This is a genomic window from Bacillus sp. SIMBA_005 (assembly GCF_046535585.1).
GTDB classification, from domain to species: Bacteria; Bacillota; Bacilli; order Bacillales; family Bacillaceae; genus Bacillus; species Bacillus pumilus.
On sequence record NZ_JAWRWI010000009.1, the window covers coordinates 73,777 to 98,724 of the forward strand.

A 24,948-nucleotide genomic window follows, 5' to 3' on the forward strand; every position below is an offset into this window, starting at 1 on the left:
AATGAAGGCAACTTTGTCGACGAAAGATACGGTTATCATAGGTTTTATGCTGTTTGCTCTATTCTTCGGCGCCGGTAATATGATTTATCCACCAGAGCTTGGGCAATATGCTGGGCAAAATGTGTGGAAAGCAATGGGCGGATTTTTATTAACAGGTGTCGGTTTACCTCTTCTAGGGATTATTGCAATCGCTCTGACAGGTCGAGATGCGAAAGGATTAGCTGATAAAGCTCACCCAGCTTTTGGAACAGCGTTTACCGTCATTTTATATTTATCTATTGGGCCACTTTTCGCTATTCCTCGGACAGGAACGGTTTCATATGAAATTGGTGCATTACCCTTTTTAGCAGGTGTACCAGCTTGGCTCTCACTTCTTTTATTCACACTTGTCTTTTTTGGTATTACGTATTATCTTGCTCTAAATCCAACGAAGATTGTGGATCGTGTAGGGAAAGTATTAACACCAATTAAATTTACGATTATTTTTATCATTATTGTCAAAGCCATTTTAACGCCGATGGGCGTCATTGGCACACCTGATGTATCCTATAGCAATGGGTCATTTTTCAAAGGATTTTTAGAGGGCTATAAAACCATGGATGCTCTTGCTTCTATTGTGTTTGGGGTTGTTGTCATCAACGCCATTAAAGGACGCGGTGTGACAAGTAAAAAGGCACTGACTTCTGCTTGTATCAAAGCGGGTCTGATTGCAGCTTGCGGATTAACATTTGTTTATCTATCTCTTGCTTATTTAGGCGCTTCAAGTACACACGCCATTGGTTTTGTTGGAGATGGCAGTAAAATCTTGGCTCAGTCTTCTCAATTTTTATTTGGCAGTTTAGGAAATATTGTGTTGGGTGCTGCGATTACGGTTGCTTGTTTAACGACAAGTATCGGTCTCGTTACATCATGCGGAGAGTATTTCTCGAATTTATTACCTAAACTTTCTTATAAAATGGTCGTTACACTCGTGACATTATTCAGTTTTATTATTTCAAATTTTGGACTTGCTCATATTATCGCTTTCTCTGTACCAGTTTTAACTGCCATATACCCGCTAGCGATTGTCATCATTGTTTTGTCGCTAGCAGATAAATGGATTGGTCAAAGAAGACCTGTATATGTCCTTACTTTGATTTTAACAGGCTGCGTCAGTTTGTTTGACGGCTTAGTAGCAGCGAAACTCCCGATTGGACCAGTGGAGGATCTCTTTCAAACGATATTACCTTTATATGATCTTGGTATTGGATGGGTTGTTCCTGCTATTTTCGGAGTGGTCATTGGGTTCATTCTTTCTCATTTCACTTCTTCTGCTTCCCAAAAGCGGGAGAAACAAGCATCTTAACAGAAAAAAGCTGAAGTCCTGTAAATGGACTTCAGCTTTTTTATTGATGCTGATACTCTTTTTCTTGCTGAGCTAACAGCTTTTGTACAGCGCCTGGTGATGCTTTTTCAACAGCCGCTGCTGCTATATCAAATGATCCGTTGTAATCATAGGCGTAAAATCTTCGTTCTGCCTCTTTTAATTGTTCTGAAAGAATATGGTTTTGACTTCTAAAACGATTGCCGTATTGAATGATTCGTTCAATTTGATCCACTTTACTGAGCATTTCTTCTGTCTCATCCACAACATTTTTGACTGTGTCAGAGGCATCTTTTAATTGCTGATTTACTGCCGGCATGTTGAGTGGCAGGTTTTCTAGCTGCTCGTGCACTTGATGAATCATCTCCTGTGCTTTTTCAGCGCTCTCTTTCATCTCAGCAGGTACACCTGGAATATTACTTTTATGCAGCTGGCGTACTGTATCTGTCAGCATCGTTTTAAGCTCAGCCAGTGTTTCTCTCGCTTGTAATTCTTCTTTTCTTAATGATTGAAGATGACCTTTAAATGTGTCATGCAATGCTTTTGCATCTTCGATGAAGGTCTCCAGCTGATTGATTTCATCCATTAATAATGAATATGCCACGTGATCACGATCAAGCTTCTCGCGGATTTGTTTCATCAGCTTTTCAATTTCTTCTATACGTTTTTCGAATGCTTTCTGTTGATCGAGTTCTCCTGCTGTCAGCTTGTAGCTTTCTTTCACAAGAGCCGTTTCTGCCTTTGTTTGTGTGTGATCTTGCTCGAGCTTTTCGAATGCTTCTGTGAGCTCAGGCATTCTGCTTTTGATTTCCTGACCTGCCTCTACTTCTGCCTCCAGCTGATCATAAAGCGTCTCAATCGCATCATCGATCATTTGCAAAATGCTTGATGCCTCTTCTAAATTGAGTTCATCAATGAGCAATTTTTCCGCTCTCGCAAGCTGTTTGTTTAAAGTCTCCAGCTCTTTCGTGATCTGGATGTGCTCCAGCTTGTAACCTTTTTCCGACATTTCCTGATATCCGTCTTTCAGCTTCGTCAGCTGACCTGGTACGGTTTGTTTGCAGTCTGCAATAAGCTTTGGTACATCATTGATATATAGTTGAAGCTGGTCGAGTCTGCGGTCTTGCTCAAGCAAAATTTTTCTTGCTTTCATGTAGTTTCCGTTTTCTGTTTCTTCCTCGTACTGCTTGATCCCTTCCCAGGCCTCATCTAAGTCCTGCTCCATTTTGTCATAAAGGGTGCCATATAAATGGCTGTACGCAAGCAGATTTTTTCGAACCGTTTGATATTGCTCCTTGACCTTTTCAATTTCCTTGCGATTTTGCTCCTCGCTTGTGACAAGGTCTGCAATTTCTTTTAAAATGTCTTCAATGTTCGAATCAGCAGCACTCAGCAAGTCCTCAATATGCGTTAGAACCTGCTTGGCTTTGGAGAATCGATATTTATCAGAATACTCTTCTGCGTCATATAATAGCTCCTCTACCTTTGGAAGATGGGCTGTCACGATATCGTCCCACTCTGCACGCCATCTTTCAAAAAATTGCTCTGTTTCTCCGGTCATTTTTAAGTGTTTGATTTTTGAAATTTCTTCTACAATTGATCTGTTTAAAATTTCAATTTTCCATGCTTCCAATCGGTCAATCTCTTTATATATATTTTTTCTGAGGAAATAACCGACTGAAAACAAAGCAAGCAAAATGACAATTAAACCGATGATAAACTCCATAATGAGCCCCCTTGTTGTGATCTAAGTGATGTCAGGGTAAAAGTGTCCCGAGTAGACCTGAGAACCCTTTCGTGTCCGCTTTGCATTTGTCTTTTTATAAACAGGATCGTATGTTTTCCAATACCATCCATTCACGGTTTTATGTATGTTTTTCAAGAAAGTATTTGAGCGCTTTCTATCATTTGATCACACGTATCCATGTGACCTGCTTTTATGTATGCGGAAGCTGTCGTTTTCATTGTTATTATGATACCATGTAACCAGCATTTTTGGTCATGATTTTTCATTATTTTCGCTGATAAACATGACGTTTTTCAAAATATCGACAAGAGGTGACGACATGCTGAAGCAAGATGCACATCTACATACACCGTTTTGCCCGCACGGCTCGCTTGATTCATTTCATTCTTATATTGAAAAAGCCATCAAAAAGGGATTTGATTCCATAACCTTTACCGAGCATGCCCCTCTGCCTCCATCGTTCCATGATCCAACACCAGAGCAGGATAGTGCCATGAAGCTCCAAGAACTTGAATCGTATATAACGAAATTGGATCAGCTGAAACTGGAATACACAGGCCAATTAATAGTAAAAACTGGGCTTGAGGTTGACTATATCAAAGAGTATGAAGAGGAAACAAGTGCCTTTTTAGACTGCTATGGTCCAGAACTAGACGATAGCATTTTATCTGTTCACTTTCTTCCTGCTGGCGATGATTATATTTGCCTTGATTTTGACGAGAATGCCTTCCAGCAGCTAATAAGCCTCTATGGCACCATCGAACAGGTCTATCAGAGCTACTATGACCAAATTCATTCTTCTATTCTATCATCTTTAGGTCGTTATAAGCCAAATAGAATCGGTCATATCACCCTTGTGCAGAAATTCAAACAGCTTTTCCCATTTGAGATGACACCTGCACTTTGTCAAAAGGTCACCCTTTGTCTTGAAGAAACGGCAAAAAAAGGCATGTCCTTAGATTTTAATACATCAGGTCTTCGTAAAACATATGCCAGAAGTATCTATTTAGATCAATGGATGATTGATCTTGCAAAACAGAAAAAAATCCCGCTCATATTTGGGTCTGATGCCCATCAAGCGGAAGATCTCGGATATGCTTATGATCAATTCGAAGACATCATGAGTTTTAAATGAGAATCTAATGCCGGCTTTTTTGGTTCTAGTAAATGATGAAGAGAGCGGCTCAGTTCCTTAAAATACGTTTGATAGAAATAAGGCTCATTTGGATTTAGATAAAGCACCTCCATTAAATATTGCGTCTGTAAATAGGGCATCATGAGTAGTGATTTCAGCTGAATCATAAAAGATGAGATGGAGAGCTGCTCACAAATCACATGGGTGTTTTTTCCTTTTTCAATGATGAGCTGAAACAAATATTTTTCTTTCGTTAAATAGGTCGACATAATTTCTCTAATGAGCGTCGAATCAATCGTTACCTCTCGATAAACGAAACGGGTTAATTGACGGTGCTCGTGCTGATAAGATAAAATATCAAAAACCACATGTAGTAAACATTCTTTTGCATGACGAGTTTCCATGTGATGGATATGTGATTCAATCATGTGAATATAGCCTTCATAAAAATCGGATACGAGCTGCTCAAGCAGCCCTCCTTTTCCTTGAAAGTAATAAGAAATGTGGGCAACGTTGACGTTTGCTTCCTTCGCAATCTCACGGACAGAGGTTCCAGAAAATCCTTTTTGGTTAAAAAGTCTGATGGCAGCTTCAATAATACGGTCTTTTGTTTGCATGGTTGTTGATGTTTTCATCCGCTCACCCCTCTTCATGTGTACATACTTCAAGATGAAGGTGGAAGTTCCTTTTACAATTGCTCGACAAATCCCACATGCGAGACGCAAGTTATGTATTTTTGAGATAGAAAGTAGGAGATTTTCATGTTTCATGTCGAAAAACAGTCTGGCGATCCATCAAAAGACTATCAATTGCTCGTTAAACAGGTCGAAGCCATTACAGATGGTGAGCCTGATCTAATTGCCAACCTGGCAAATGCTGCGGCGCTATTGTATCATTCACTCCCAGAGGTTAATTGGGCAGGGTTTTATTTAGCTAAAGGCGGCGAGCTTGTGCTCGGACCGTTTAACGGACTGCCTGCATGTGTGCGTATCCCATCTGGAAAAGGTGTTTGCGGTACTGCGTTTGCAAAAGGTGAAGTCCAGCGTATCGCTGATGTTCACGCATTCCCTGGACATATCGCATGTGATGCAGCATCACAATCTGAAATTGTCGTTCCGCTCAAGGTAAATGGAGAGATCATTGGAGTACTCGACATTGACAGCCCTGTGAAAGACCGTTTCAGTGAAGTAGATGAAACCTACTTAATTCAATTTACCGAGGTACTCCAGAATGCGTTATCCGCCTCTACAAATGCGTAATCTTACAAAAAGCAGACATATTGTCTGCTTTTTTATTTTTCTTCGCAGACGCAAGGCACCGCCATTGCTTCTAAATAGGTTGACTTCTCCTATCCAGCGTCCTATAATAGAGTTTGTGTGAAATATGGCAGCCTTTTTGTTCGGCTTTTTTGTATCATTTTGTTCCTTCTATATGAAGGTGCATCTTGTAACTCCCTGCTGCTGGAGCGAGGATGCATGAAAACATAATGACGGAAAAGACAAAGAACAGACGGTTTTTATTTTTCACAAATAAAAACAAATAAGGAGGAGTCACATTATGGCTCGCTATACAGGTCCAAGTTGGAAGATTTCCCGCCGTTTAGGCATTTCATTAAGCGGAACAGGTAAGGAACTTGAAAAACGCCCTTACGCTCCAGGCCCACATGGTCCAGGACAACGCAAAAAACTATCTGAATACGGTTTACAATTACAAGAGAAGCAAAAGCTTCGTCACATGTACGGTGTCAACGAACGTCAATTCCGTACACTATTTGACAAAGCTGCTAAAATTCCTGGTAAACAAGGTGAAAACTTCATGATTCTTCTTGAAACTCGCCTTGACAACCTAGTATACCGTCTTGGCCTTGCTCGTACTCGCCGCCAAGCTCGTCAGTTAGTCAACCATGGTCACATCCTTGTTGATGGAAGCCGTGTAGACATCCCATCTTTCTCTGTGAAACCAGGTCAAACGATTGCTCTTCGTGAGAAATCTCAAAACCTTGCAGTTGTGAAAGAATCAGTTGAAGTGAACAGCTTCGTTCCTGAATACCTTACTTTCGATGCTGAAAAGCTTGAAGGAACTTTCACTCGTCTTCCAGAGCGTTCTGAATTAGCGCCTGAAATCAGCGAACAACTAATCGTTGAGTTCTACTCTCGTTAATTTCATGACTCTCCAAAGAGAGATCAAAAAAACCCTAGATCCCTTGATTATTCAAGGATTTCTAGGGTTTTTTGTTTGCTTTCTCCTATGAACAAATGAATTTAAAACATAGATAGAAAACAGACTATGCACAAGATGAGCACCAGGCAAAGCTTCTAAAAGCATCTCTACACATTTAAGTTAGTCTAACTTTTTAATAATAATAGAAGCGTTCACGTTTGTTTGGGTCCCTCCTGCTAAAGTTTGAAGAGTAACTGCTGCTGTGGAAGTATGGTTTACAAGAGTAAGCGTGTCACCTGCTGCTAGAGCGAGGATGGCCTGACCGTTGTTCTGTTGAGTACCAGCTCCTGAACCATAAACTGTGTTCGTCACAGGAGCTCCATTTACAAATAGAGTGAATTGATTTGGTTCTACACCAGAAACTGAAAAAGTAACCTCGTAGTTTCCTGGGTTGGTGACTATAATTTGAGAAGTTCCAGGGGCATGGGTAATACCAGCAGTAGTAATTCCAGTTGAGTCAAAAATCACTGGGGCCTCTAAAGCTACTGTTTCAGCACTTAGATTGTATACATATGCAAATTCAGCTAGCCCTGCACCTGTGACTCCTGTTGCTCCGGTATCTCCTGTGGCTCCGGTGGCTCCAGTGGCTCCAGTGACTCCAGTGGCTCCGGTATCTCCTGTGGCACCCGTTGCTCCGGTGGCTCCGGTATCTCCCGTGGCTCCTGTTGGACCAATTGCTCCGGTATCTCCCGTGGCTCCCGTTGCTCCAGTGACTCCAGTGGCTCCGGTATCTCCCGTGGCACCCGTTGCTCCGGTGGCTCCGGTATCTCCCGTGGCACCCGTTGCTCCAGTGACTCCAGTGGCTCCGGTATCTCCCGTGGCACCCGTTGCTCCGGTGGCTCCGGTATCTCCCGTGGCACCCGTTGCTCCCGTGGCTCCGGTATCTCCCGTGGCACCCGTTGCTCCCGTGGCTCCGATATCTCCTGTGGCACCCGTTGGACCGATCGCTCCGGTATCTCCCGTGGCACCCGTTGCTCCGGTGGCTCCGGTATCTCCCGTGGCTCCTGTGGCTCCGGTGGCTCCGGTATCTCCCGTGGCTCCAGTGACTCCAGTGGCTCCGGTATCTCCCGTGGCTCCTGTTGGACCAATCGCTCCGATATCTCCTGTGGCACCCGTGGCTCCGGTGGCTCCGGTACCTCCCATGGCTCCTGTTGGACCAGTGACTCCGGTATCTCCCGTGGCTCCCGTGGCACCCGTTGCTCCCGTGGCTCCTGTTGGACCAATCGCTCCGATATCTCCTGTGGCACCCGTGGCTCCGGTGGCTCCGGTATCTCCAGTGGCTCCTGTTGGACCAATCGCTCCGGTATCTCCCGTGGCACCCGTTGCTCCCGTGGCTCCGGTATCTCCCGTGGCACCCGTTGCTCCCGTGGCTCCGATATCTCCTGTGGCACCCGTTGGACCGATCGCTCCGGTATCTCCCGTGGCTCCTGTTGGACCGATCGCTCCGGTATCTCCTGTGGCTCCTGTTGGACCAGTGGCTCCGGTGGCTCCTCGAATCCCTCGTAGTCCTCGTAGTCCTCGTAATCCTCGTCGTCCTACAATTACTTTTGTTTCACAAATGATGCAGCAGTTTGATTTTGATAGTTTCTGTTTACAACAAGGGCATTTTTTATACTTATCACAACCCATCAGTTGTTCATCTCCTTTATCATTATTCTTATGTTACATCAGTAAATAGGTGCGATTAAGTTGTGAAGATTTGATTGTATTTTGCGCTAAATTTGTCTATTGTTTTTTCATGATGACTAGCCAGTCTCAAGAAGCTATTCAAAACTATATAATCTATCATGAAAAAAAATCCCCTAGAATTCTAGAGGATTTTTTTGTTCCATGGTTCATCAAGTATTATTAAGCGTATAGCGATATTTTTTATTTTACCATCCAATTACTAATCAATTGATCTGTTGTCAGCACAGTCGCAAATTCATCATGGAGTGTGGCAAGTGAGAGCCGATGGATTGTTTCTGGGTCAAAATATGTACCAGTTTGATCTGTTAGCCCAAAGGCAGCTGTTGCGTCCGAAATCAGATACGTATCAAAGCCCAGGTTTCCGCTCATTCTTGTAGTTGTGGATACGCAGTGCGGTGTTGTTAATCCTGCGATCACGACTGAGTCAACATGGTTTGATCTTAGTTGTTCTTCCAAGTTCGTACCAATGAAACTGCTGTTCACTTTCTTTTGGATCACCGTTTCTTCCTCTAACGGTCTGGCAATATCTTTGAACAGATGTCCTTCATTTGCTGGATGAAACACAGAGTCTGGATTGTCGGCTGTATGCTGAATATGAATGACTTTCCAGCCTTTCTCTCTCCAAAACCTCAATAGGCGGCTGATATTTTCCTCTGCCTCTAGATTATTTCGTTCTCCCCATTTTTCATGCTCGAACGCCTTCTGTACATCTACAATGATTAAAGCTTTTTGACTCGTTTGCACAAACGCTCACCTCCGAAGATTCTTATTCACTACATGTAGTGTACGTAATGGTGATCCATTTGTACATGCCTTTACTGCTGTTTTGCCTGTTTTTGCATTAAAAAAATAAACCACACACTAGTGATGATATAATAGATACCGATAATCGATGTATAATTAGACATCACCTCGCCCATTTGAACTGATTTGACGAACTTCATCCAAATAAAATAGATCATGAGAAATGAGCATGGAAAATAGAGAAAGTATCCGAAGAAATATTGTTTGAGTCTGTGTGTCAACGTGTGGCCTCCTTATTCCCCTACACCAACTAGCTCCTGCCATATGGCGATGACATCAAAAAAGACAGCACAAGTCGCTGTCTTTTTCATGTTTTAATTCGTATTCTGTCCTCCGCCATTCAATCCTTCTTTCACATACCCTTTCACTTGGCTAGAGGTTAATAGACCGATATGTCCAACGCCGTGGATCAGGACATTTCTTGCGCCAATTAAACGAGAGAGGCTGTTGACAACAATCATATCTGCTGAGCTATAGACAGATGTGTAAAGAATTTTTTGATTTGGATCAGTGCCTGGTAATGCTCTGAGTGATACGAGTCCATTCGCTCCTCCAAGTGTGACGACGTTTTCAATTTTATCGCCGCCGTCTAGATTCTTAATATAGTATAACGTGTTCGCCCCGCCCATACTATGCGCCACAATATCTACTTTTTTGGCACCCGTTTTGTCTAGCACATCTTTGACGAATCTGGATAGACGAGGACCATTGTTGCGGTTATTACCTGTTTTGTCTATGAAATCGATAGCAAATAATTGGTTTCGATCCCAGCCTTGTGTAACCAAATAACTTTTAATCGAAGCGAAGTTATAAGACGCTCCTCCCATACCATGCACCATCACTACCGGATTATGCTCAGCCGCTTTGATTTCTTTCGGCTGGATGAAAGCCATTGAACCTAGCACTAAGGCAAGGGCAACAAGAATTTGCAAACTCTTTTTCTTAAATCGAATCACTTTCATTCCCCCTTATTCATCTTATTCGACTCTATTTTATACAAGAAAAATATGTCAGAAAAGTGAACAAGGCACTGTTTGTTGCTTTATTTCACAGAAAATAATTACTGAAAAAGCACCTTTGACTTTCTCAGCGCCAATGCCAAAAGACTAGACAAAGTCTCTATGAACAGTCTAATAGACTCTTAACTGAGCACCCGTCTCACATTTTAAATAAAAAAAGCAGCCGGTTATCACAGCCGGCTGCACATCGTTCTTATTTGTAATTCACAAGGAAGTATTTCTTTTTCCCTCTTCTTAAGACGGTAAATTGGTTTTCAATTCTATCTTCCGCTGAAAGGACGTAGTCTTTATCGGTTTGTCTCTCTCCGTTGATGGAAACTGCACCATTTGTGATGTCTTCACGTGCTTGACGTTTTGATGGTGACAGCTTCGATTCCACAAGGACATCGACAAGTGTCAACTCTTCTGTGCTGCTTTTCTCCATTGATGGAACATCTTTAAAGCCTACTTTGACTTCTTCGGCTGAAAGAGATTTAATCTCACCTTTAAATAGGGCATTTGAGATGTTGACTGCCTGTTCTAGTGATTCACGGCCATGTACGAGTGTTGTGACTTCCTCTGCTAGACGGCGCTGTGCTTCACGTTTTTCAGGTGCTGTTTGCACTTTTTCTTCGTAAGATGCGATCTCTTCTTTCGATAAGAACGTAAAGTATTTTAAGTATTTCACAACGTCACGGTCATCTGTGTTGATCCAGAATTGGTAGAACTCATATGGAGATGTTTTTTCTTTATCTAACCAAATGGCGCCGCCTTCTGTTTTACCAAACTTCGTGCCGTCTGCTTTCGTGACAAGCGGCATCGTTAAACCAAATGCTTTTGCCCCTTCTGCTTCAGACTTACGGATCAGCTCAAGTCCAGATGTAATATTTCCCCACTGGTCGCTTCCGCCAATTTGCAGTTTACAGTTTTCATTTCTGTAAAGGTTTAAAAAGTCTAAAGATTGCAGGATGACGTAGCTGAACTCTGTGTACGAAATACCTGTCTCAATCCGTGAGCTGACGATATCTTTTGCCAGCATGAAGTTCACACCGAAGTTCTTCCCAATATCACGAAGGAATGTGATCACATTCATTTGGCTGATCCAGTCGTAGTTATTCACGATAACGGCTGGGTTCTCGCCTGCTTCAAAATCAAGAAATTGAGAAAGCTGTCCTTTGATTTTATCTGACCACTGTTCGACGATTTCTGCTGGGTTTAGTGAACGTTCTGCTTTTTTGAAGCTAGGATCACCGATTAGTCCAGTTGCACCGCCAACAAGAGCAATCGGGTGATGACCTGCTTCCTGGAATCTGCGTAATGTTAAAATTGGCAATAGGTGACCAATGTGTAAGCTGTCCGCTGTTGGGTCAAAACCGGAGTATAGCTTGATTTTTTCTTCTGCTAATAATTTTGTTAAACCTTCTTCATCTGTTTGCTGCTGAATTAATCCTCTAAACGATAACTCTTCCATCAATTGACTCATATCTCATTCTCCTTTTTTACAATTCAACATAAAAAACGCCCCTTCGAATGAACGAAGGGACGATATATATCGCGGTACCACCCTGCTTAAAAGACAATACATCACGTCTTTTCACTTACACTGATAACGGACAGATCCGTTCTTTCACTAATCAGGACAGCGTGCATGCTCCTTTTCGTAAAAGCGGTTCGTGAGGGTAATTCGAATATCTCTTTGCACTGACTCGCACCAGCCGTCAGCTCTCTTGGACAGGGAAAGATGATTCTACTGAATCTCAGTCAAAACCTTTACATATTCAACTAATGTCATTTTAAACATATTTTTGATATCAAGTCAACTGATGAAAAAATTAATCTTCCATTGTCGATAGGTCGCCAGCCGGTAAATTCAGTTCCCACGCCTTTAGCACACGTCTCATAATTTTTCCGCTTCGCGTTTTAGGGAGTTTGTCTTTAAACTCGATTTCTCTCGGTGCCGCATGTGCAGCGAGTCCTTTTTTCACAAACGTACGAATCTCTTCTTTCAGCTCATCTGTCGGCTCATATCCGCTTCTAAGCGCAATGAATGCCTTAATAATTTCACCGCGGACCGGATCTGGTTTTCCAATGACACCAGCCTCTGCAATGGCCGGATGTTCAACCAGTTTGCTTTCCACCTCAAAAGGACCAACCCGCTCTCCTGATGTCATGATCACATCATCGACACGTCCCTGGAACCAAAAGTATCCGTCTTCGTCCATATAAGCTGAATCTCCTGAAACATACCAATCTCCCGGCATAAAGTAAGATTCATATTTTTCAGGATTGTTCCAGATCGTATGCATCATAGACGGCCAGCCTTTTTTGATGGCAAGGTTGCCCATCCGATATGGCGGAAGTTCATTTCCGGCATTATCCACAATCGCAGCTTCTACACCTGGAATCGGTTTCCCCATTGAACCTGGTTTAATGTCCATGCATGGATAATTACAAATCAGCTGTGCACCGGTTTCCGTCATCCACCAAGTGTCATGAATTCGTTTGCCAAATACAGCGTCTCCCCAGCGAATGACTTCTGGATTAAGAGGCTCACCTACACTTAACACATGACGAAGCGAGCTGAGATCATATTTTTGAATGAGGTCATCTCCTGCCCCCATTAGCATTCTAAAGGCGGTCGGTGCACTGTACCAAACGGTCACACCTAGTGATTCAATCGTTTCATACCACGTATCAGGGTTAAATCTGCCGCCTAAAATGACATTTGTTGCCCCGTTTAACCACGGTGAAAAAATGCCGTACACTGTGCCTGTTACCCAGCCCGGGTCAGCTGTACACCAGTAGACATCGTCTTCTTTCAGATCAAGCACCCATTTACCGGTCTGATCCTGCTGCACCATTGCACCATGGACATGTAGCACACCTTTTGGCGTACCTGTCGACCCTGACGTGTAATGAAGCAGAAAGCCGTCTTTTTCATCCATCCATTCGATTTCAAGATCCTTCGCCGCCTGGTCAAAGGCTTCTTCATAATGGATGGTCCGAACGCCATCGATATCTTCCTTTTCACCGCCGACAATAATGACAGATTCAAGTTTCGGAAGCTCTGCAAACGGAATTCGTTCAAGCAGATCTGGCGTTGTCACAATGACCTTCGCCTCGCTATTTTCTAAACGGTCTTTGACCGCACCTTCCATAAATGCCTCAAATAACGGGCCAACGATCGCACCAATTTTAACTGCGCCAAGCAGAAGAAAATAGAGCTCAGGGGATCTAGGCATAAAGATAAATACGCGATCTCCTTTTTGCACATGCGCCTTTTCTCTGAATAGATTGCCCGCTTTATTTGTGTTGATTTTCATATCTCTGAACGTATACTTTTCATCCCGCTGTGAATCTTTGTAATGAAGCGCCACCTTGTTCTTGCGAAACGAGTCCGCATGTCTGTCAATCGCTTCATAGGCTGCATTTATGTTTCCTGTTTCATACCATGAGAAGTTTTTTCTTGCTTCTTCCCATGAAAATTCTTTGTATGCCTGCTCATAATCATTTAAATGATAGTCCCCTTTTACTGATGGTAGCGTTTCCACTTTCATCAAACAGTCCCCCTTTGCATACGTTTACAATGACCATTATAGTATAGATGACTTTTTTTCTCAATTTTTAAAAAACTTATAGTGAAACCGTTTTAATTCTTGCAGGTTTTAAGATAAAATAGAGACGACTCACTAGAATTTGAGGCGGTGGATACGTGGAGCATCCTAAAACTTATTATTCAAAAATCATTGAGCGAGAAACAGGTTCCATCCTTATTGAAGGTCCGGTACCTGCATCAGAGCTTGCGAACTATACATTTCATGAAGGCCTAACGGCATTTCGCACGCCAGAGGAACAGAAACAGGCACTTGTTGAAATAGCAGATCTTCCAGAAGGACGTATTATCATTGCAAGAGTGGATGAGCTTGTTGTCGGCTATGTCACGTATTTATATCCTGATCCGCTTGAGCGCTGGTCAGAGGGCAACATGGACAATTTAATCGAGCTTGGCGCGATTGAGGTCGCTCCTCCATTTAGAGGCTGCTCACTTGGCAAGCATTTACTTGATGTGAGCATGATGGATGAGCAAATGGAGAATTATATCGTCATTACAACTGAATATTACTGGCATTGGGATTTAAAGGGGACAAAGAAAAACGTGTGGGAGTACCGCAAGATGATGGAGAAAATGATGAACGCAGGCGGTCTTGTTTGGTTTGCAACAGACGAGCCAGAGATCAGCTCACATCCAGCCAATTGTTTAATGGCCAGAATCGGGAAAAATGTGAGTCCTGATTCGATTGAGCGTTTCGATCGTCTTCGCTTCCATCAACGCTTTATGTATTAACGTTCAATTCGTTTTTTTGGCAAAGGGGATTGGTAAACAATGATGATTGAACAAATTATGGAGCGTGATGTGATCACGCTGCGAAAAACCGATACGATTGAAGAGGCTGTAAAAAAAATGAGTGCACATCACATCCGGCATATTCCGATCGTATCTGATCAAGGTTCTGTCATTGGGATGGTGACAGATCGAGATATTAAAAATGCCAGTCCAAGTATATTTGAAACAGAAAAAAGACAGCTCTTTATTCAGCGTCCTGTTGAGGAGATCATGGTATTAGAGACGATTACTGCTCATCCGCTTGATTTCGTTGAAGAGATTTCAAGTGTCTTTTTTGAGCACGGAATTGGTTGCCTTCCAGTGGTGAGACGCGGCAAGCTTGTAGGTATTATCACAAAGACTGATTTGCTTCGTACGTTTGTCAGACTGACAGGTGCAGATCAGCCTGGGTCACACTTAGAGGTTGAAGTGGACCAAATGACAGAAGGTCTTGCAGACATCACGGCCATTTTAAAGGAACAGCATATTCAAATGTTGAGTGTGCTTGTGTATCCGCATGCAAATGAATCGTCTAAAGTGCTCGTCTTCCGCCTTCAAACCATGCATGCAGATCATGTGACGAAGCTGATTCGCGCAAAAGGATATAAGGTGCTGTGGCCAATGGAGCAGACGATCAAATGAAGGAAGCGACCTTTGTTTTTTCACCCTCTTTTCAAACGTACCAGTTTCACCAAGACCATCCCTTCAATCAGCTTCGTGTCTACTTAACATATGACCTGCTTCAAAAAATGAAGGCGTTAACAGATGATGAGATCGTCGCACCGCGTATGGCGACCCTTGATGAATTAAAGCTCGTCCATACAGCCGATTATATTCAAGCTGTGCAGCGGGCTAGTGAAGGAAAGCTCTCTACAGCAGAGGGTGAGCGCTACGGTCTTGGCACGGAGGATACACCGATGTTTGCAGGTATGCATGAAGCAGCTTCTCTCCTTGTTGGCGGGACACTCACAGCCGTTGACCAAGTGATGATGGGACACACGCAGCATGCACTGAATCTTGGCGGTGGACTTCATCACGGGTTTAAAGGACGTGCATCCGGCTTCTGTATTTATAATGACAGCTCAGTGGCGATTCAATATATTCAAAAGACATACGGTGCAAGAATTTTGTATATTGATACGGATGCCCATCACGGAGATGGTGTACAATTCAGCTTTTATGACGACCCTGAGATTTGTACGGTCTCGATTCATGAAACGGGACGCTATTTGTTCCCTGGAACTGGACAAGTACAGGAAAGAGGTCACGATAAAGGCTATGGCTACGCCTACAATATTCCGCTTGATGCATTTACAGAAGACGAATCGTTCCTTGAAGCATACCGAACAGCAGTGACTGAAATTGCTGCTTTTTTTAAACCAGATGTGATTTTGACGCAAAATGGTGCAGATGCACATTACTATGATCCGTTAACCCATTTATCTGCTACCATGAAAATATATGAGGAAATTCCTAAACTTGCCCATGATTTAGCGCATCAATATTGTGATGGCAAATGGATCGCTGTCGGCGGAGGAGGATATGATATTTGGCGGGTCGTGCCAAGGGCATGGAGCCGAATTTGGCTTGAAATGAAAGGCATTATACCCCCTGATGAACTGCCTCAGGACTGGGTTCAGGCTTGGCATAAACAATCGCCCGTCACTCTGCCATCCACATGGGGAGATCCTGACGATTTATATCCACCGATCCCAAGAAAAGCTGAAATCACAGAAAAAAATGCTCAAACTGTAGAAAAAGCACTGATGCCCGTTAGAAGAGAAAAGAAAAATGCATAAGAAAAGCAGGCATTCACTGATGTGTAAGCCTGCTTTTTCGTTTTATTTTGTTGATTGTCTTTCTTCAATTCGGTGTGGAAGTTCCACAATTTGTTCATCCACTTGCTCTTTGTTCATCAGCTTCGTCAGCAGTCTCATTGCGACAGCGCCAATATCATACGTCGGCTGAACAACAGTTGTCAGCTGAGGACGCACCATGAGAGAAAGTCTCGTGTTATCAAAGCCAATCACTTCTAAATCCTCAGGAATCGATACGCCTCTATCTTGTGCTCCATGAATGACACCTAACGCCATTTCATCTGTAGCCGCAATAACAGCTGTCGGCTTATCAGACTGCTCAAGTAGATGAGCAAGTGATTCAATTCCAGAATCATAAGAGTAATCGCCTTCAGCGACGAGCGCATCGTCAAATGCGATGCCTGCTTCTTCAAGCGCACGTTTATAACCTGCAAGCTTTCTCATAGAGTTAATCGGTTCTGACATTGGGCCAGATACGAAGGCAATTCGCTTATGTCCTTTTTCAACTAAAAGTTGTACTGAATCATAAATCGCTTGCTCATAGTTGATGTTGACAGATGGTGTTTGAGCCTGCTCTTCAACAGATGCTGCAAGAACAATTGGCACAGGAGAGCGCTTAAATTCTTCAACAAGCACATCTGTGATGTTTCCGCCCATAAAGACAATCCCATCTACTTGTTTACCTAGCATAGTATTTAATAGATGAAGCTCTTTATCGGTATTTTGATCTGAGTTGCTCAAAATGATGTTGTACTTATACATTGTGGCGATATCTTCAATTCCGCGAGCAAGCTCCGAATAGAAGATACTAGAAATATCAGGGATGATGACCCCGACCGTTGTTGTTTTTTTACTTGCAAGGCCTCGTGCCACAGCATTCGGACGGTAGCCAAGACGATCAATCGCTTCAAGTACCTTTTTTCTTGTTGTTGGTTTTACATTCGGATTCCCATTCACTACTCGTGATACCGTTGCCATACTTACATTTGCTTCTCTTGCTACATCATATATTGTAACATTATTCACATAAATCACTCCTTCAAATACACTTCATATCTATAGCATTCACCAATTGGATAGAGACATGTCAGATACGAGGAAAATAATATCCTATTTGTCATTAAAACGATGAAAAGAGACACATAATTTTTCAATCTACATCAAAATGACATTCTTTTATGAAATTATACACGTTTTTTCATCATATGAAAACGTTCCCTTTCTTTTTATAACTAAATTAAACAAACTTTAATGAGCTTGTTACCTGTAAATTGAATCATATTTCATGAAAAACCGTCGAGAACGTTAGCTATGACAATGATCTTAGCAGATTGTATTGAATTTTAAAAATGAAAACATTGTGAACAAGCACGTTTGAGGCTTGCAATGTGCTCTTTTCCTTTCATTCCCAATCTTTATCCTATTTACTCCATAGAAAAACCGCCGGGCAGTCATCCGGCGGCTTTTCTATCTATGATTATGCGTGAATGTTAACAAGTGGTCTTAACGCATCTAACCATTTTTCGAATTGTGGAATGTCCATTTGCTGTGCTGAGTCAGATAGAGCAACAGATGGATCTGGATGCACTTCTGCCATGACACCGTCTGCTCCAATCGCAAGAGCTGCTTTCGCTGTTGGAAGGAGAAGATCTCTACGTCCAGTTGAGTGCGTCACATCAACGAAGACTGGTAAATGTGTCTCTTGTTTCAAGATTGGCACAGCAGAAATATCTAGTGTATTTCTTGTCGCTGTTTCGTATGTGCGGATACCGCGCTCGCAAAGGATGATTTGATCATTTCCTTGGGCGATGATGTATTCAGCTGCATTGATGAATTCTGAAATCGTCGCTGCAAGACCGCGTTTTAAAAGAACAGGTTTTTTCACAGATCCAGCTTCTTTTAAAAGTTCGAAGTTTTGCATGTTTCGTGCACCGATTTGGATAACATCGATATGCTCAATCGCTTCTTCAATGTGAGCAGGATTGACGATTTCACTAATGACAGCAAGACCGTATTCATCCGCTACACGCTTTAGAATTTTTAGACCATCTACACCAAGTCCTTGGAAGTCGTATGGACTTGTGCGAGGTTTAAATGCTCCTCCGCGAAGAAGTTTTAGTCCTTGCTGTTTCGCTGCTGCCGCCACTTCTGCGACTTGCTCGTAGCTTTCAACAGCACATGGTCCAACGATGAAGCGCTGTTTCCCATCTCCGATCGCTTCTCCATTTATATTTACGATTGTATTTTCTGGTTTTTTCTTACGAGAAACAAGAAGTGCTTTGCTGTGATCATCTTCTTGAAGTTCTAGACCTGCTTTGAAAATCTCTTTGAAAATATGCTGAATCGTTGAGTTTTCGAATGGTCCATCATTTTCTTCAAGAATTTGGTTTAGCATTGTGCGCTCTCTGACAGGATCATAACGGTTGACACCTTGCGCTTCTTTCGCTTTTCCAATTTCTTTTACAATGTTTCCTCTTTCATTGATCAGTTTTAAAATTTGGAGATTTAGTTCATCTGCTTGCTGTCTCAATTGTTCTAGTTCATTGTTGCTCATTTTTGTCATCCTTTCCTCTGCCCGCTCTCGCTTTTTATTATTTCATTCTCTCATGATAGGGTTTATTATAAACAAAGATTTCGGAATTGTCACGAAAATTTTCTTTATTACCCAAACGCTTTTAAGCGATAAAGTATTATGTGTAAGATTATAGCATAGTTTTGATTGAAGTAAACCTTTTTTTATAAAAAAAACGTCAGCAATTGCTGACGTTTCTTTTACACATTATGTTCAAGCGCTTCTTTTGTAATGCTTGAGTGAGATGCATGCCATTTTACTTTTCCACCACTAAAGACGAGTGCCTGGGGACTTTCGTGCTTTACCCCCGACTTTTCTGTCACATAGGATGAAAGCTCCCTTGTGTTTTGAATTTGCAAGAAATAAGTTGGCACGTCTTCATGTGCAGACGCAAATGCTTCAAACTCTTGAAAAGCCGCTTGACTGATCGGACATGTCAAACTGTGCTTAAAAAAGACAAAGGTCCCATCTTGATTCGTTAGTTGATCAAACTGTTCTTCTGTTTCAATGAGTTGTTTTGACATGATGTTCTCCTTCTTCACTCTGTGCAGTAAGAGTTAGCCTTTAGTCGATTGTTCGACTTTTTCTTTGACATCTTTTATGCCATCTTCAATTTCTGATTTCGCTTCTTGTGCTCGTACTTTTGCTTCATCTGCTACATCTGATGCTTCACTTGCTAGGTCAGCTGCCGCATCTTCTGCTTCACTTTTCACATGATTAGCTTTTCCAGCTGCACGCTCTTTTATGTCTTTCACTTTGTCTAAAATTTGGTTTGACTGTTCTGCCACCAGTTGGGACAATTCAGACGTTTTATCTTTCGCAATCGTCACATATTCAGTGCCTCTTTCTTTTGCATCTGTTGTGAGTCGATCTGTTTTTTCTTTTAAAACATTCGCTTGGGTGTTCAAATCATCGCGAAGCTCTTTCCCTGACTTCGGTGCTAAAAATAAAGCTGTTGTTGCACCCACAATGCCACCAATAAGTGTTCCGATCAAAAAGTCTTTGCTATTGATTCCGTCTTTGCTCATGATTATTCCTCCTATGCGAAAATGGTTTATTTTTGGTGTTTTCGTTGTTTCCACTTTTTATAAATTTCAAGTGCTGCGTTACTCCAGCTTACCACATCCGTGACTTTTTCTTGATTTCGTTCAACGGATGAAGAAACCGCACCAGCTGCCTGCTTTATGCTTGAATTAAATTGGTTAATCGAGCCGCCAATTCCCTGCACCGCATCCACAACTGTGCCTAGTTTTGCCGATTTGTCTTGGATATCTTCAGCAAGCTGATTCGTCTTATGTAGCAACTGTGCTGTCTCTGTGGTGATCCCTTGCATCTGACCTTCAAGACCTTCTAAAGTTGATGCGACATTCTTTAATGTCAGCTGTAAGGATTTTAATGTTTTGGACAAGTAGATGACAAGAATGAGGAAAGCAATTGCGATCAGTGCAACGCTTAGATATAGAATAATAATCATCTGATACCTCCTTTGCTGCGGGCATATTCAATTCAATACCCTCTCGTTGTATCATTCAAACATCGCCTAGAATGACCGTTTGAATAATAATTCTACACTTATTCGCTAATTCCTGTCCACAGCGAACGAAAAAATGCGGCAGATGTTGACACAATTAGCCCCTTTGTCACATTTTATTCAAAATAAAAAAAGTGCCGATCAAAACGGCACTTTTCGTTTAAGTATTTATACAGCGACTTTTTCATAAGCACGCAAATATTTTTGAATGTCTCCTGCTCCCATAAAGATCAGAATCGCATCTTCGTGCGCTTTCAGCACAGATGTGTCTTCTTCTGCAATCAATTGGGCCTGCGGGATTTTTTCTCGTAAATCTTCAATGCTCAGCTTCCCAATGTTTTCACGGGCTGAACCGAAAATATCGCATAGGTATACATAGTCCGCTTTCTTTAGACTGTCAGCAAATTCACTTAAGAATTGCTGTGTACGAGTGAACGTATGAGGCTGGAAAACAGCCACAATCTCACGGTCTGGATACTTTTGGCGTGCTGCTTCAATTGTGACTTCAATCTCCGTTGGGTGATGGGCATAGTCGTCAATTAAAACCTGCTCACCGACTACTTTTTCATTAAAGCGGCGTTTGACTCCGCCAAATGTCGTTAGTGCCCCTTTGATGAGCTCTACATCAATGGCTTCATAGTGACATAATGCAATGACTGCTAATGAATTAAGGACATTATGATTTCCATAGGCAGGAATGTAGAAGGTATCATAAAACGTATTGCGTACGAACACATCAAATGTAGTGCCTTCCGTGTTTTTTACAACATTGCGTGCTTGGAAATCATTTTCTTCATTGAAACCGTAGTACACAACAGGTACCTTCGCTTGAATCTTAGGCAGATGCTCATCATCACCGCAAGCGATAATGGCTTTTTTCACTTGAAGCGCCATGTTTTGAAACGCATCAAACACGTCGTCAATGTCCGAGAAATAATCAGGATGGTCAAAATCAATATTGGTCATGATCGCATAGTCTGGATGATAGCTGAGGAAGTGTCTGCGGTATTCGCATGCTTCAAATACAAAATACTCGCTGTTTTCTTTCCCCATACCAGATCCATCACCGATTAAGTATGAAGTTGGTTTCGCTGATTGCATCACATGGGCAAGCAGTCCTGTTGTTGACGTTTTACCATGAGCACCAGTAATCGCAACGTTTGTGAATGAATCCATGTATTCTCCAAGGAATTTATGGTAACGAATGACAGGAATCCCTTCAGAAAGGGCACGTTCAATCTCAGGGTGTGTATCAGGAAATGCATTACCTGCAATGACGGTCATCCCTGGCTGAATATTATCTGGGTCAAAAGGAAGAATTTTAATATTTCGTTCTTCTAATGCTTTTTGTGTAAAGATATGTTTTTCGATATCCGATCCTTGGACAGTATACCCAGTATCATGAAGAATTTGGGCCAGTGGACTCATACCTGTCCCTTTTATTCCAACAAAATGATAAACAGTCATAATTGTACCTCCAACAAACGTCTATCTGACTTACAGTATATGACGCTCATTTCAATTTGCAACTTGTGATTTTCGCCTCTAGCGGGTCACAGATCGCAGCTCCAAATAAAGATTTTTTCCGATCTTCCTATTCTAATCAATATTAACTATGATTAGTATCCGACAACTTTCCTATTTCTAACACCTGCTTTCGCTCATTTTACATAAAAAAGCGTTCTGACAGGCATGCGAAAAGCGTCCAATTCCAAAATTGCACCTATGTGCTATCATACCATGTTTATGAAAAAAATGAAGTGATTTTGTTTAGATCAGCTGTTCTAAGTCACTCAGTGTCATAAGGACTTCCCTTGGCTTACTGCCTTTTGCACCAGAGATCATGCCCTCGCGTTCCATCATGTCGATCAATCTGGCTGCACGATTGTAGCCAATTCTAAATCTTCTCTGCAAACTCGATGTACTAGCGCTATTTTGCTCAATGGCAAAACGGCAGGCATCCATAAACAATTCGTCTTCATCTGTAATCGCAGAGCCTTGGAGCATTAATTCCTCCTGTTCGAAAAGGAATACTGGCTTACGCTGTTTTCTAACATGTGCCACTACTTGATCGATCTCGCGGTCTGATACAAAGTTTCCTTGCAGCCTCGTCGGCTTGCCGGAGCCATTTTCTAAGAAGAGCATGTCTCCTTTTCCGAGAAGCTTTTCTGCACCTGCCATGTCGATGATCGTTCTAGAATCTACCTGACTTGAGACAGAGAAAGCAATTCTTGTTGGAATATTGGCTTTAATCAGACCTGTAATGACATCAACAGAAGGTCTTTGTGTGGCAATCAATAAGTGAATGCCGCACGCCCTTGCTTTTTGCGCGATTCGGCAAATGCTTTCTTCGACTTCGTTTGGTGCGACCATCATTAAATCAGCGAGCTCATCGATCACCACGACAAGATAAGGTAGTTTTTCACCCATTTGTTTTTCTTTGACAAGCTCATTGAATCGTTTGATTTCTCTCACACCAGAGTGCGCAAACAGTTCGTAGCGTCTTTCCATTTCATCCACTACCCATTTCAGCGCAGCTGTCGCTGTCTTGGCATCGGTGATAACAGGACTCACAAGATGCGGAATATGATTATAAGGCGCTAATTCGACCATTTTAGGGTCAATTAACAGCATTTTCACTTCATCTGGTGACGCTTTAAACATTAAGCTCACTAAAATGGTATTGATGCAGACACTTTTTCCTGAACCGGTTGCTCCAGCAATTAAGCCATGCGGCATTTTTTGCAGATCAACGACAACAGGCTGTCCTGAGATATCTAATCCGAGTGCTGCTGTTAAAGGAGATGGATTGTCTCTAAACGCACTGCTTCTGATCATCTCTCGTAAGAAAACCATTTTACTGTGAAGGTTCGGCACTTCGATCCCAATCGTGTTCTTTCCTGGAATTGGTGCTTCAATTCGAATATCCTTTGCGGACAAACTGAGTTTAATATCATCTGACAGGTTCGTGATTTTGTTCACTTTGACACCTGGTTCTGGATGTACTTCAAACCTCGTCACAGAAGGGCCTTGCGTGACATGAACGACACTTGCTCTGACATTGAAATTTTTCAGCGTGGCATTGAGCAGCTCTGCCCGCTCTTTCACCCATGTCCCGTCCTCTTCTTTTTGAGCTGGAGGTACGTCTAATAGGGCGAGGCTTGGAAACACATAACCTTGGGCATCTGCTGCTTTCTTTTGTCCTTGCACACGCTGATCACTTTTTAACATCATGACGTTAAAAGGAACCGTTGAGGTTTGTCCGCTTGCACGCTCTGTCTGAGGAGATGTCTGTTTCGGTTTTTCTTCCATCACTTCATGCAATTGTTCTTGCTTTTTTTGCTGCTCTATGACAGGTTCTACTCGTTCAGCAGCGGTCTGTTCGTCTGCTGCTTGTTCTATTGGCATCACTTGATCTTCTACTATTTCCGCTTCTTCTAACATTTGATCTTCTTGCAGATCATGTTCGGCAACTGGCTCAGTTTCTTCCAATGCTGCCGCTTGCACTTCTTCTTGATGGTCTTCTTCGATGGAATCAATTTTTATTTCCTCGACCGGTTCTGCTGAGATGTCGTCTAGTACCTCTACTTCTTCTGCCGGCATGTCTACTTCCATTTCAATTGCGGGATGCGTGTCTTCCGCTGTTTCGAATGTCAACGGTTCTATTTCCTTTGTATGATCGACAAACTGTTCTACTGGCTCAGCTTTTATTTCTTCGTCTTCACTGGAAACATCCTGTACCAGCTCAGACTCTACCGGCGGTTCGTGATACACTTCGGCTTGCTGATTATGTAAGTCAGCTTCAATATGGTCTTGAGACTCAGAAAAGACTGGCTCTTTTTCCTCTGTTTGAATGAAAGGCTCGTCATTTAAACGCTCCATCGTCGATTGAACGTGATCCTGATAAGCGAGTTCCTCTTGCAAATTAAGCGGGGTCACGTCTGTTTGCATGTCCACTCTTTCTTCTGCTGGGGCTGGGGCTGGAACTGTTTCTTCCATACGATTTTCTTTCCGTATTGACGGAATGTTCATTTGCTGTCTGACATTTCGTTCACGCTCTGCCTCTTCTGATAACAGGGTGACTCGCTGCGCTGTTTCTACTGCTTTCATTTGAACAGAAGATGATTCTTCTTTCGTCTCTGTTCGTTTCGGACGCATATCCTGATGATAGCCATAGATTGGTGACGGAATTTGCTCTGGTTTGAATGGCTTTTTATGAATGTCAGGCTGCACCGTTTGTTTTGACTCATAGGTCTTCTGCTTGGCCTTTGGGTGGCCTTGCTTCGGGCGTCTTCTTTCCTGCTTTACTCCGTCTCGCTGAGGTTCATCTGGAACGAGCGGAAAGCGGAAGTTTCCTGCTGGATATTCATAATAGACTTTTGTATCTTCAATTTTTTTATATTCTTTATGCTGTTCAAAAACTGGTTGCTTTGGTGCAACTGGACCTTCCTCAGGTCTCACAGCTTTTTCTTCTTTCTTTTCTTCTCCTAAAAATACACTAAAAAATTTATCTAACCAACTCATCATTTATCACTCACTTTAACTCCCCTTACGTTTTCTTGGGCGATTTTTAGTATACCATTGCTTTTTCATGCAGAAAAGCGAGAAAAGTGCCGCTCCTTGCTATTTGTACTGTCTGTAGATGAAAAAAAGTCACTAAGTACGTACTTAGTGACTTTTGGTATAAC

The 24,948-nt window shown here is 42.4% G+C and carries 22 protein-coding genes and 1 other annotated feature; of the genes, 7 read left to right on the top strand and 15 right to left on the bottom strand.

Annotation, left to right across the window (positions count from 1 at the left end):
• Window position 1 precedes the first annotated feature (1 nt).
• Window positions 2-1,345 (top strand): branched-chain amino acid transport system II carrier protein, encoded by a 1,344-nt coding sequence (gene brnQ, locus SB660_RS15600; RefSeq protein ID WP_410583218.1) that lies wholly within the window; start codon window positions 2-4, stop codon window positions 1,343-1,345.
• A gap of 40 nt (window positions 1,346-1,385) precedes the next feature.
• Here brnQ and ezrA read toward each other — a convergent pair whose 3' ends face one another.
• Window positions 1,386-3,089 (bottom strand): septation ring formation regulator EzrA, encoded by a 1,704-nt coding sequence (gene ezrA / locus SB660_RS15605; protein WP_410583220.1) that lies wholly within the window; start codon window positions 3,087-3,089, stop codon window positions 1,386-1,388.
• Between the two features lie 340 nt (window positions 3,090-3,429).
• On the opposite strand from ezrA, the gene hisJ reads away from it, so the two are divergent.
• Window positions 3,430-4,245: a histidinol-phosphatase HisJ gene (gene hisJ / locus SB660_RS15610; protein WP_061409119.1), complete on the top strand. Its 816-nt coding sequence runs from the start codon at window positions 3,430-3,432 to the stop codon at window positions 4,243-4,245.
• Here hisJ and refZ read toward each other — a convergent pair.
• Complete coding sequence (gene refZ, locus SB660_RS15615) at window positions 4,215-4,880, bottom strand: forespore capture DNA-binding protein RefZ (protein WP_061409122.1); 666 nt, start codon at window positions 4,878-4,880, stop codon at window positions 4,215-4,217. The two genes, hisJ and refZ, sit on opposite strands and share 31 nt — an antisense overlap.
• A gap of 126 nt (window positions 4,881-5,006) precedes the next feature.
• On the opposite strand from refZ, the gene SB660_RS15620 reads away from it, so the two are divergent.
• Together SB660_RS15620 and rpsD are read left to right on the top strand one after the other, a co-directional pair.
• Window positions 5,007-5,504 carry a GAF domain-containing protein gene (locus tag SB660_RS15620; RefSeq protein ID WP_268466382.1) on the top strand — a complete coding sequence of 166 codons (498 nt, stop codon included), beginning with the start codon at window positions 5,007-5,009 and terminating at the stop codon, window positions 5,502-5,504.
• A 298-nt stretch (window positions 5,505-5,802) separates the two neighbouring features.
• Window positions 5,803-6,405: a 30S ribosomal protein S4 gene (gene rpsD / locus SB660_RS15625; protein ID WP_058015054.1), complete on the top strand. Its 603-nt coding sequence runs from the start codon at window positions 5,803-5,805 to the stop codon at window positions 6,403-6,405.
• Window positions 6,406-6,585: 180 nt separating this feature from the next.
• On the opposite strand, the gene SB660_RS15630 is transcribed toward rpsD, so the two are convergent.
• The 6 genes from SB660_RS15630 to acsA all read right to left on the bottom strand — a co-directional run bounded on the left by SB660_RS15630 (window position 6,586) and on the right by acsA (window position 13,513).
• A complete protein-coding gene (locus SB660_RS15630; RefSeq protein WP_410583223.1) occupies window positions 6,586-8,094 on the bottom strand; it encodes a BclA C-terminal domain-containing protein in 1,509 nt (502 codons plus the stop codon).
• A 240-nt stretch (window positions 8,095-8,334) separates the two neighbouring features.
• Window positions 8,335-8,898 carry a cysteine hydrolase family protein gene (locus SB660_RS15635; RefSeq protein ID WP_061409130.1) on the bottom strand — a complete coding sequence of 188 codons (564 nt, stop codon included), beginning with the start codon at window positions 8,896-8,898 and terminating at the stop codon, window positions 8,335-8,337.
• Between the two features lie 71 nt (window positions 8,899-8,969).
• Entirely contained in the window at window positions 8,970-9,179 is a 210-nt protein-coding gene (locus tag SB660_RS15640) for a hypothetical protein (protein ID WP_410583225.1), read from the bottom strand.
• 93 nt (window positions 9,180-9,272) lie between these two features.
• Complete coding sequence (locus SB660_RS15645; protein ID WP_391509996.1) at window positions 9,273-9,851, bottom strand: esterase/lipase family protein; 579 nt, start codon at window positions 9,849-9,851, stop codon at window positions 9,273-9,275.
• A 319-nt stretch (window positions 9,852-10,170) separates the two neighbouring features.
• Window positions 10,171-11,439, bottom strand: a complete 1,269-nt coding sequence (gene tyrS, locus SB660_RS15650; RefSeq protein ID WP_058015049.1) for a tyrosine--tRNA ligase — start codon at window positions 11,437-11,439, stop codon at window positions 10,171-10,173.
• Between the two features lie 52 nt (window positions 11,440-11,491).
• Window positions 11,492-11,730 (bottom strand) — a binding site (T-box leader).
• A gap of 58 nt (window positions 11,731-11,788) precedes the next feature.
• Window positions 11,789-13,513 (bottom strand): acetate--CoA ligase, encoded by a 1,725-nt coding sequence (acsA, locus tag SB660_RS15655; RefSeq protein ID WP_058015048.1) that lies wholly within the window; start codon window positions 13,511-13,513, stop codon window positions 11,789-11,791.
• Between the two features lie 155 nt (window positions 13,514-13,668).
• Here acsA and SB660_RS15660 point away from each other — a divergent pair, with 155 nt between their 5' ends.
• From SB660_RS15660 to SB660_RS15670, 3 genes are read left to right on the top strand one after another with little or no spacing between them, the layout of a single operon-like run.
• Window positions 13,669-14,301 carry a GNAT family N-acetyltransferase gene (locus tag SB660_RS15660; RefSeq protein WP_012010911.1) on the top strand — a complete coding sequence of 211 codons (633 nt, stop codon included), beginning with the start codon at window positions 13,669-13,671 and terminating at the stop codon, window positions 14,299-14,301.
• Between the two features lie 39 nt (window positions 14,302-14,340).
• Window positions 14,341-14,982, top strand: a complete 642-nt coding sequence (locus SB660_RS15665) for a CBS and ACT domain-containing protein (RefSeq protein WP_061409135.1) — start codon at window positions 14,341-14,343, stop codon at window positions 14,980-14,982.
• Complete coding sequence (locus SB660_RS15670) at window positions 14,979-16,139, top strand: acetoin utilization protein AcuC (RefSeq protein WP_061409138.1); 1,161 nt, start codon at window positions 14,979-14,981, stop codon at window positions 16,137-16,139. The genes SB660_RS15665 and SB660_RS15670 overlap by 4 nt, the downstream gene beginning before the upstream one ends.
• Before the next feature lie 42 nt (window positions 16,140-16,181).
• On the opposite strand, the gene ccpA is transcribed toward SB660_RS15670, so the two are convergent.
• From ccpA to SB660_RS15705, 7 genes are all read right to left on the bottom strand, one after another.
• The gene (ccpA, locus tag SB660_RS15675) at window positions 16,182-17,183 is read right to left on the bottom strand and encodes a catabolite control protein A (RefSeq protein WP_061409141.1); all 1,002 of its coding nucleotides are present in this window, start codon (window positions 17,181-17,183) and stop codon (window positions 16,182-16,184) included.
• A gap of 451 nt (window positions 17,184-17,634) precedes the next feature.
• A complete protein-coding gene (locus tag SB660_RS15680; protein ID WP_058015046.1) occupies window positions 17,635-18,711 on the bottom strand; it encodes a bifunctional 3-deoxy-7-phosphoheptulonate synthase/chorismate mutase in 1,077 nt (358 codons plus the stop codon).
• A 218-nt stretch (window positions 18,712-18,929) separates the two neighbouring features.
• A complete protein-coding gene (gene ytxJ, locus SB660_RS15685; RefSeq protein WP_003217729.1) occupies window positions 18,930-19,253 on the bottom strand; it encodes a bacillithiol system redox-active protein YtxJ in 324 nt (107 codons plus the stop codon).
• 33 nt (window positions 19,254-19,286) lie between these two features.
• A complete protein-coding gene (locus SB660_RS15690) occupies window positions 19,287-19,757 on the bottom strand; it encodes a YtxH domain-containing protein (RefSeq protein WP_058015045.1) in 471 nt (156 codons plus the stop codon).
• A 26-nt stretch (window positions 19,758-19,783) separates the two neighbouring features.
• On the bottom strand, window positions 19,784-20,203 hold the full coding sequence (locus SB660_RS15695; protein ID WP_169056733.1) for a DUF948 domain-containing protein: 420 nt from the start codon (window positions 20,201-20,203) through the stop codon (window positions 19,784-19,786).
• A 225-nt stretch (window positions 20,204-20,428) separates the two neighbouring features.
• On the bottom strand, window positions 20,429-21,727 hold the full coding sequence (gene murC / locus SB660_RS15700) for a UDP-N-acetylmuramate--L-alanine ligase (RefSeq protein WP_058015043.1): 1,299 nt from the start codon (window positions 21,725-21,727) through the stop codon (window positions 20,429-20,431).
• 303 nt (window positions 21,728-22,030) lie between these two features.
• Window positions 22,031-24,787, bottom strand: a complete 2,757-nt coding sequence (locus SB660_RS15705) for a DNA translocase FtsK (RefSeq protein WP_410583230.1) — start codon at window positions 24,785-24,787, stop codon at window positions 22,031-22,033.
• Window positions 24,788-24,948 lie beyond the last annotated feature (161 nt).

Excerpts from the sequence above, each read along its gene's own strand:
- brnQ (WP_410583218.1), top strand. The coding sequence starts at position 2 with ATGAAGGCAACTTTGTCGACGAAAGATACGGTTATCATAGGTTTTATG.
- ezrA (WP_410583220.1), bottom strand. The coding sequence starts at position 3,089 with ATGGAGTTTATCATCGGTTTAATTGTCATTTTGCTTGCTTTGTTTTCA.
- hisJ (WP_061409119.1), top strand. The coding sequence starts at position 3,430 with ATGCTGAAGCAAGATGCACATCTACATACACCGTTTTGCCCGCACGGC.
- refZ (WP_061409122.1), bottom strand. The coding sequence starts at position 4,880 with ATGAAAACATCAACAACCATGCAAACAAAAGACCGTATTATTGAAGCT.
- SB660_RS15620 (WP_268466382.1), top strand. The coding sequence starts at position 5,007 with ATGTTTCATGTCGAAAAACAGTCTGGCGATCCATCAAAAGACTATCAA.
- rpsD (WP_058015054.1), top strand. The coding sequence starts at position 5,803 with ATGGCTCGCTATACAGGTCCAAGTTGGAAGATTTCCCGCCGTTTAGGC.
- SB660_RS15630 (WP_410583223.1), bottom strand. The coding sequence starts at position 8,094 with ATGGGTTGTGATAAGTATAAAAAATGCCCTTGTTGTAAACAGAAACTA.
- SB660_RS15645 (WP_391509996.1), bottom strand. The coding sequence starts at position 9,851 with ATGGCTTTCATCCAGCCGAAAGAAATCAAAGCGGCTGAGCATAATCCG.
- tyrS (WP_058015049.1), bottom strand. The coding sequence starts at position 11,439 with ATGAGTCAATTGATGGAAGAGTTATCGTTTAGAGGATTAATTCAGCAG.
- acsA (WP_058015048.1), bottom strand. The coding sequence starts at position 13,513 with ATGAAAGTGGAAACGCTACCATCAGTAAAAGGGGACTATCATTTAAAT.
- SB660_RS15665 (WP_061409135.1), top strand. The coding sequence starts at position 14,341 with ATGATGATTGAACAAATTATGGAGCGTGATGTGATCACGCTGCGAAAA.
- SB660_RS15670 (WP_061409138.1), top strand. The coding sequence starts at position 14,979 with ATGAAGGAAGCGACCTTTGTTTTTTCACCCTCTTTTCAAACGTACCAG.
- SB660_RS15680 (WP_058015046.1), bottom strand. The coding sequence starts at position 18,711 with ATGAGCAACAATGAACTAGAACAATTGAGACAGCAAGCAGATGAACTA.
- ytxJ (WP_003217729.1), bottom strand. The coding sequence starts at position 19,253 with ATGTCAAAACAACTCATTGAAACAGAAGAACAGTTTGATCAACTAACG.
- SB660_RS15690 (WP_058015045.1), bottom strand. The coding sequence starts at position 19,757 with ATGAGCAAAGACGGAATCAATAGCAAAGACTTTTTGATCGGAACACTT.
- SB660_RS15695 (WP_169056733.1), bottom strand. The coding sequence starts at position 20,203 with ATGATTATTATTCTATATCTAAGCGTTGCACTGATCGCAATTGCTTTC.
- murC (WP_058015043.1), bottom strand. The coding sequence starts at position 21,727 with ATGACTGTTTATCATTTTGTTGGAATAAAAGGGACAGGTATGAGTCCA.
- SB660_RS15705 (WP_410583230.1), bottom strand. The coding sequence starts at position 24,787 with ATGATGAGTTGGTTAGATAAATTTTTTAGTGTATTTTTAGGAGAAGAA.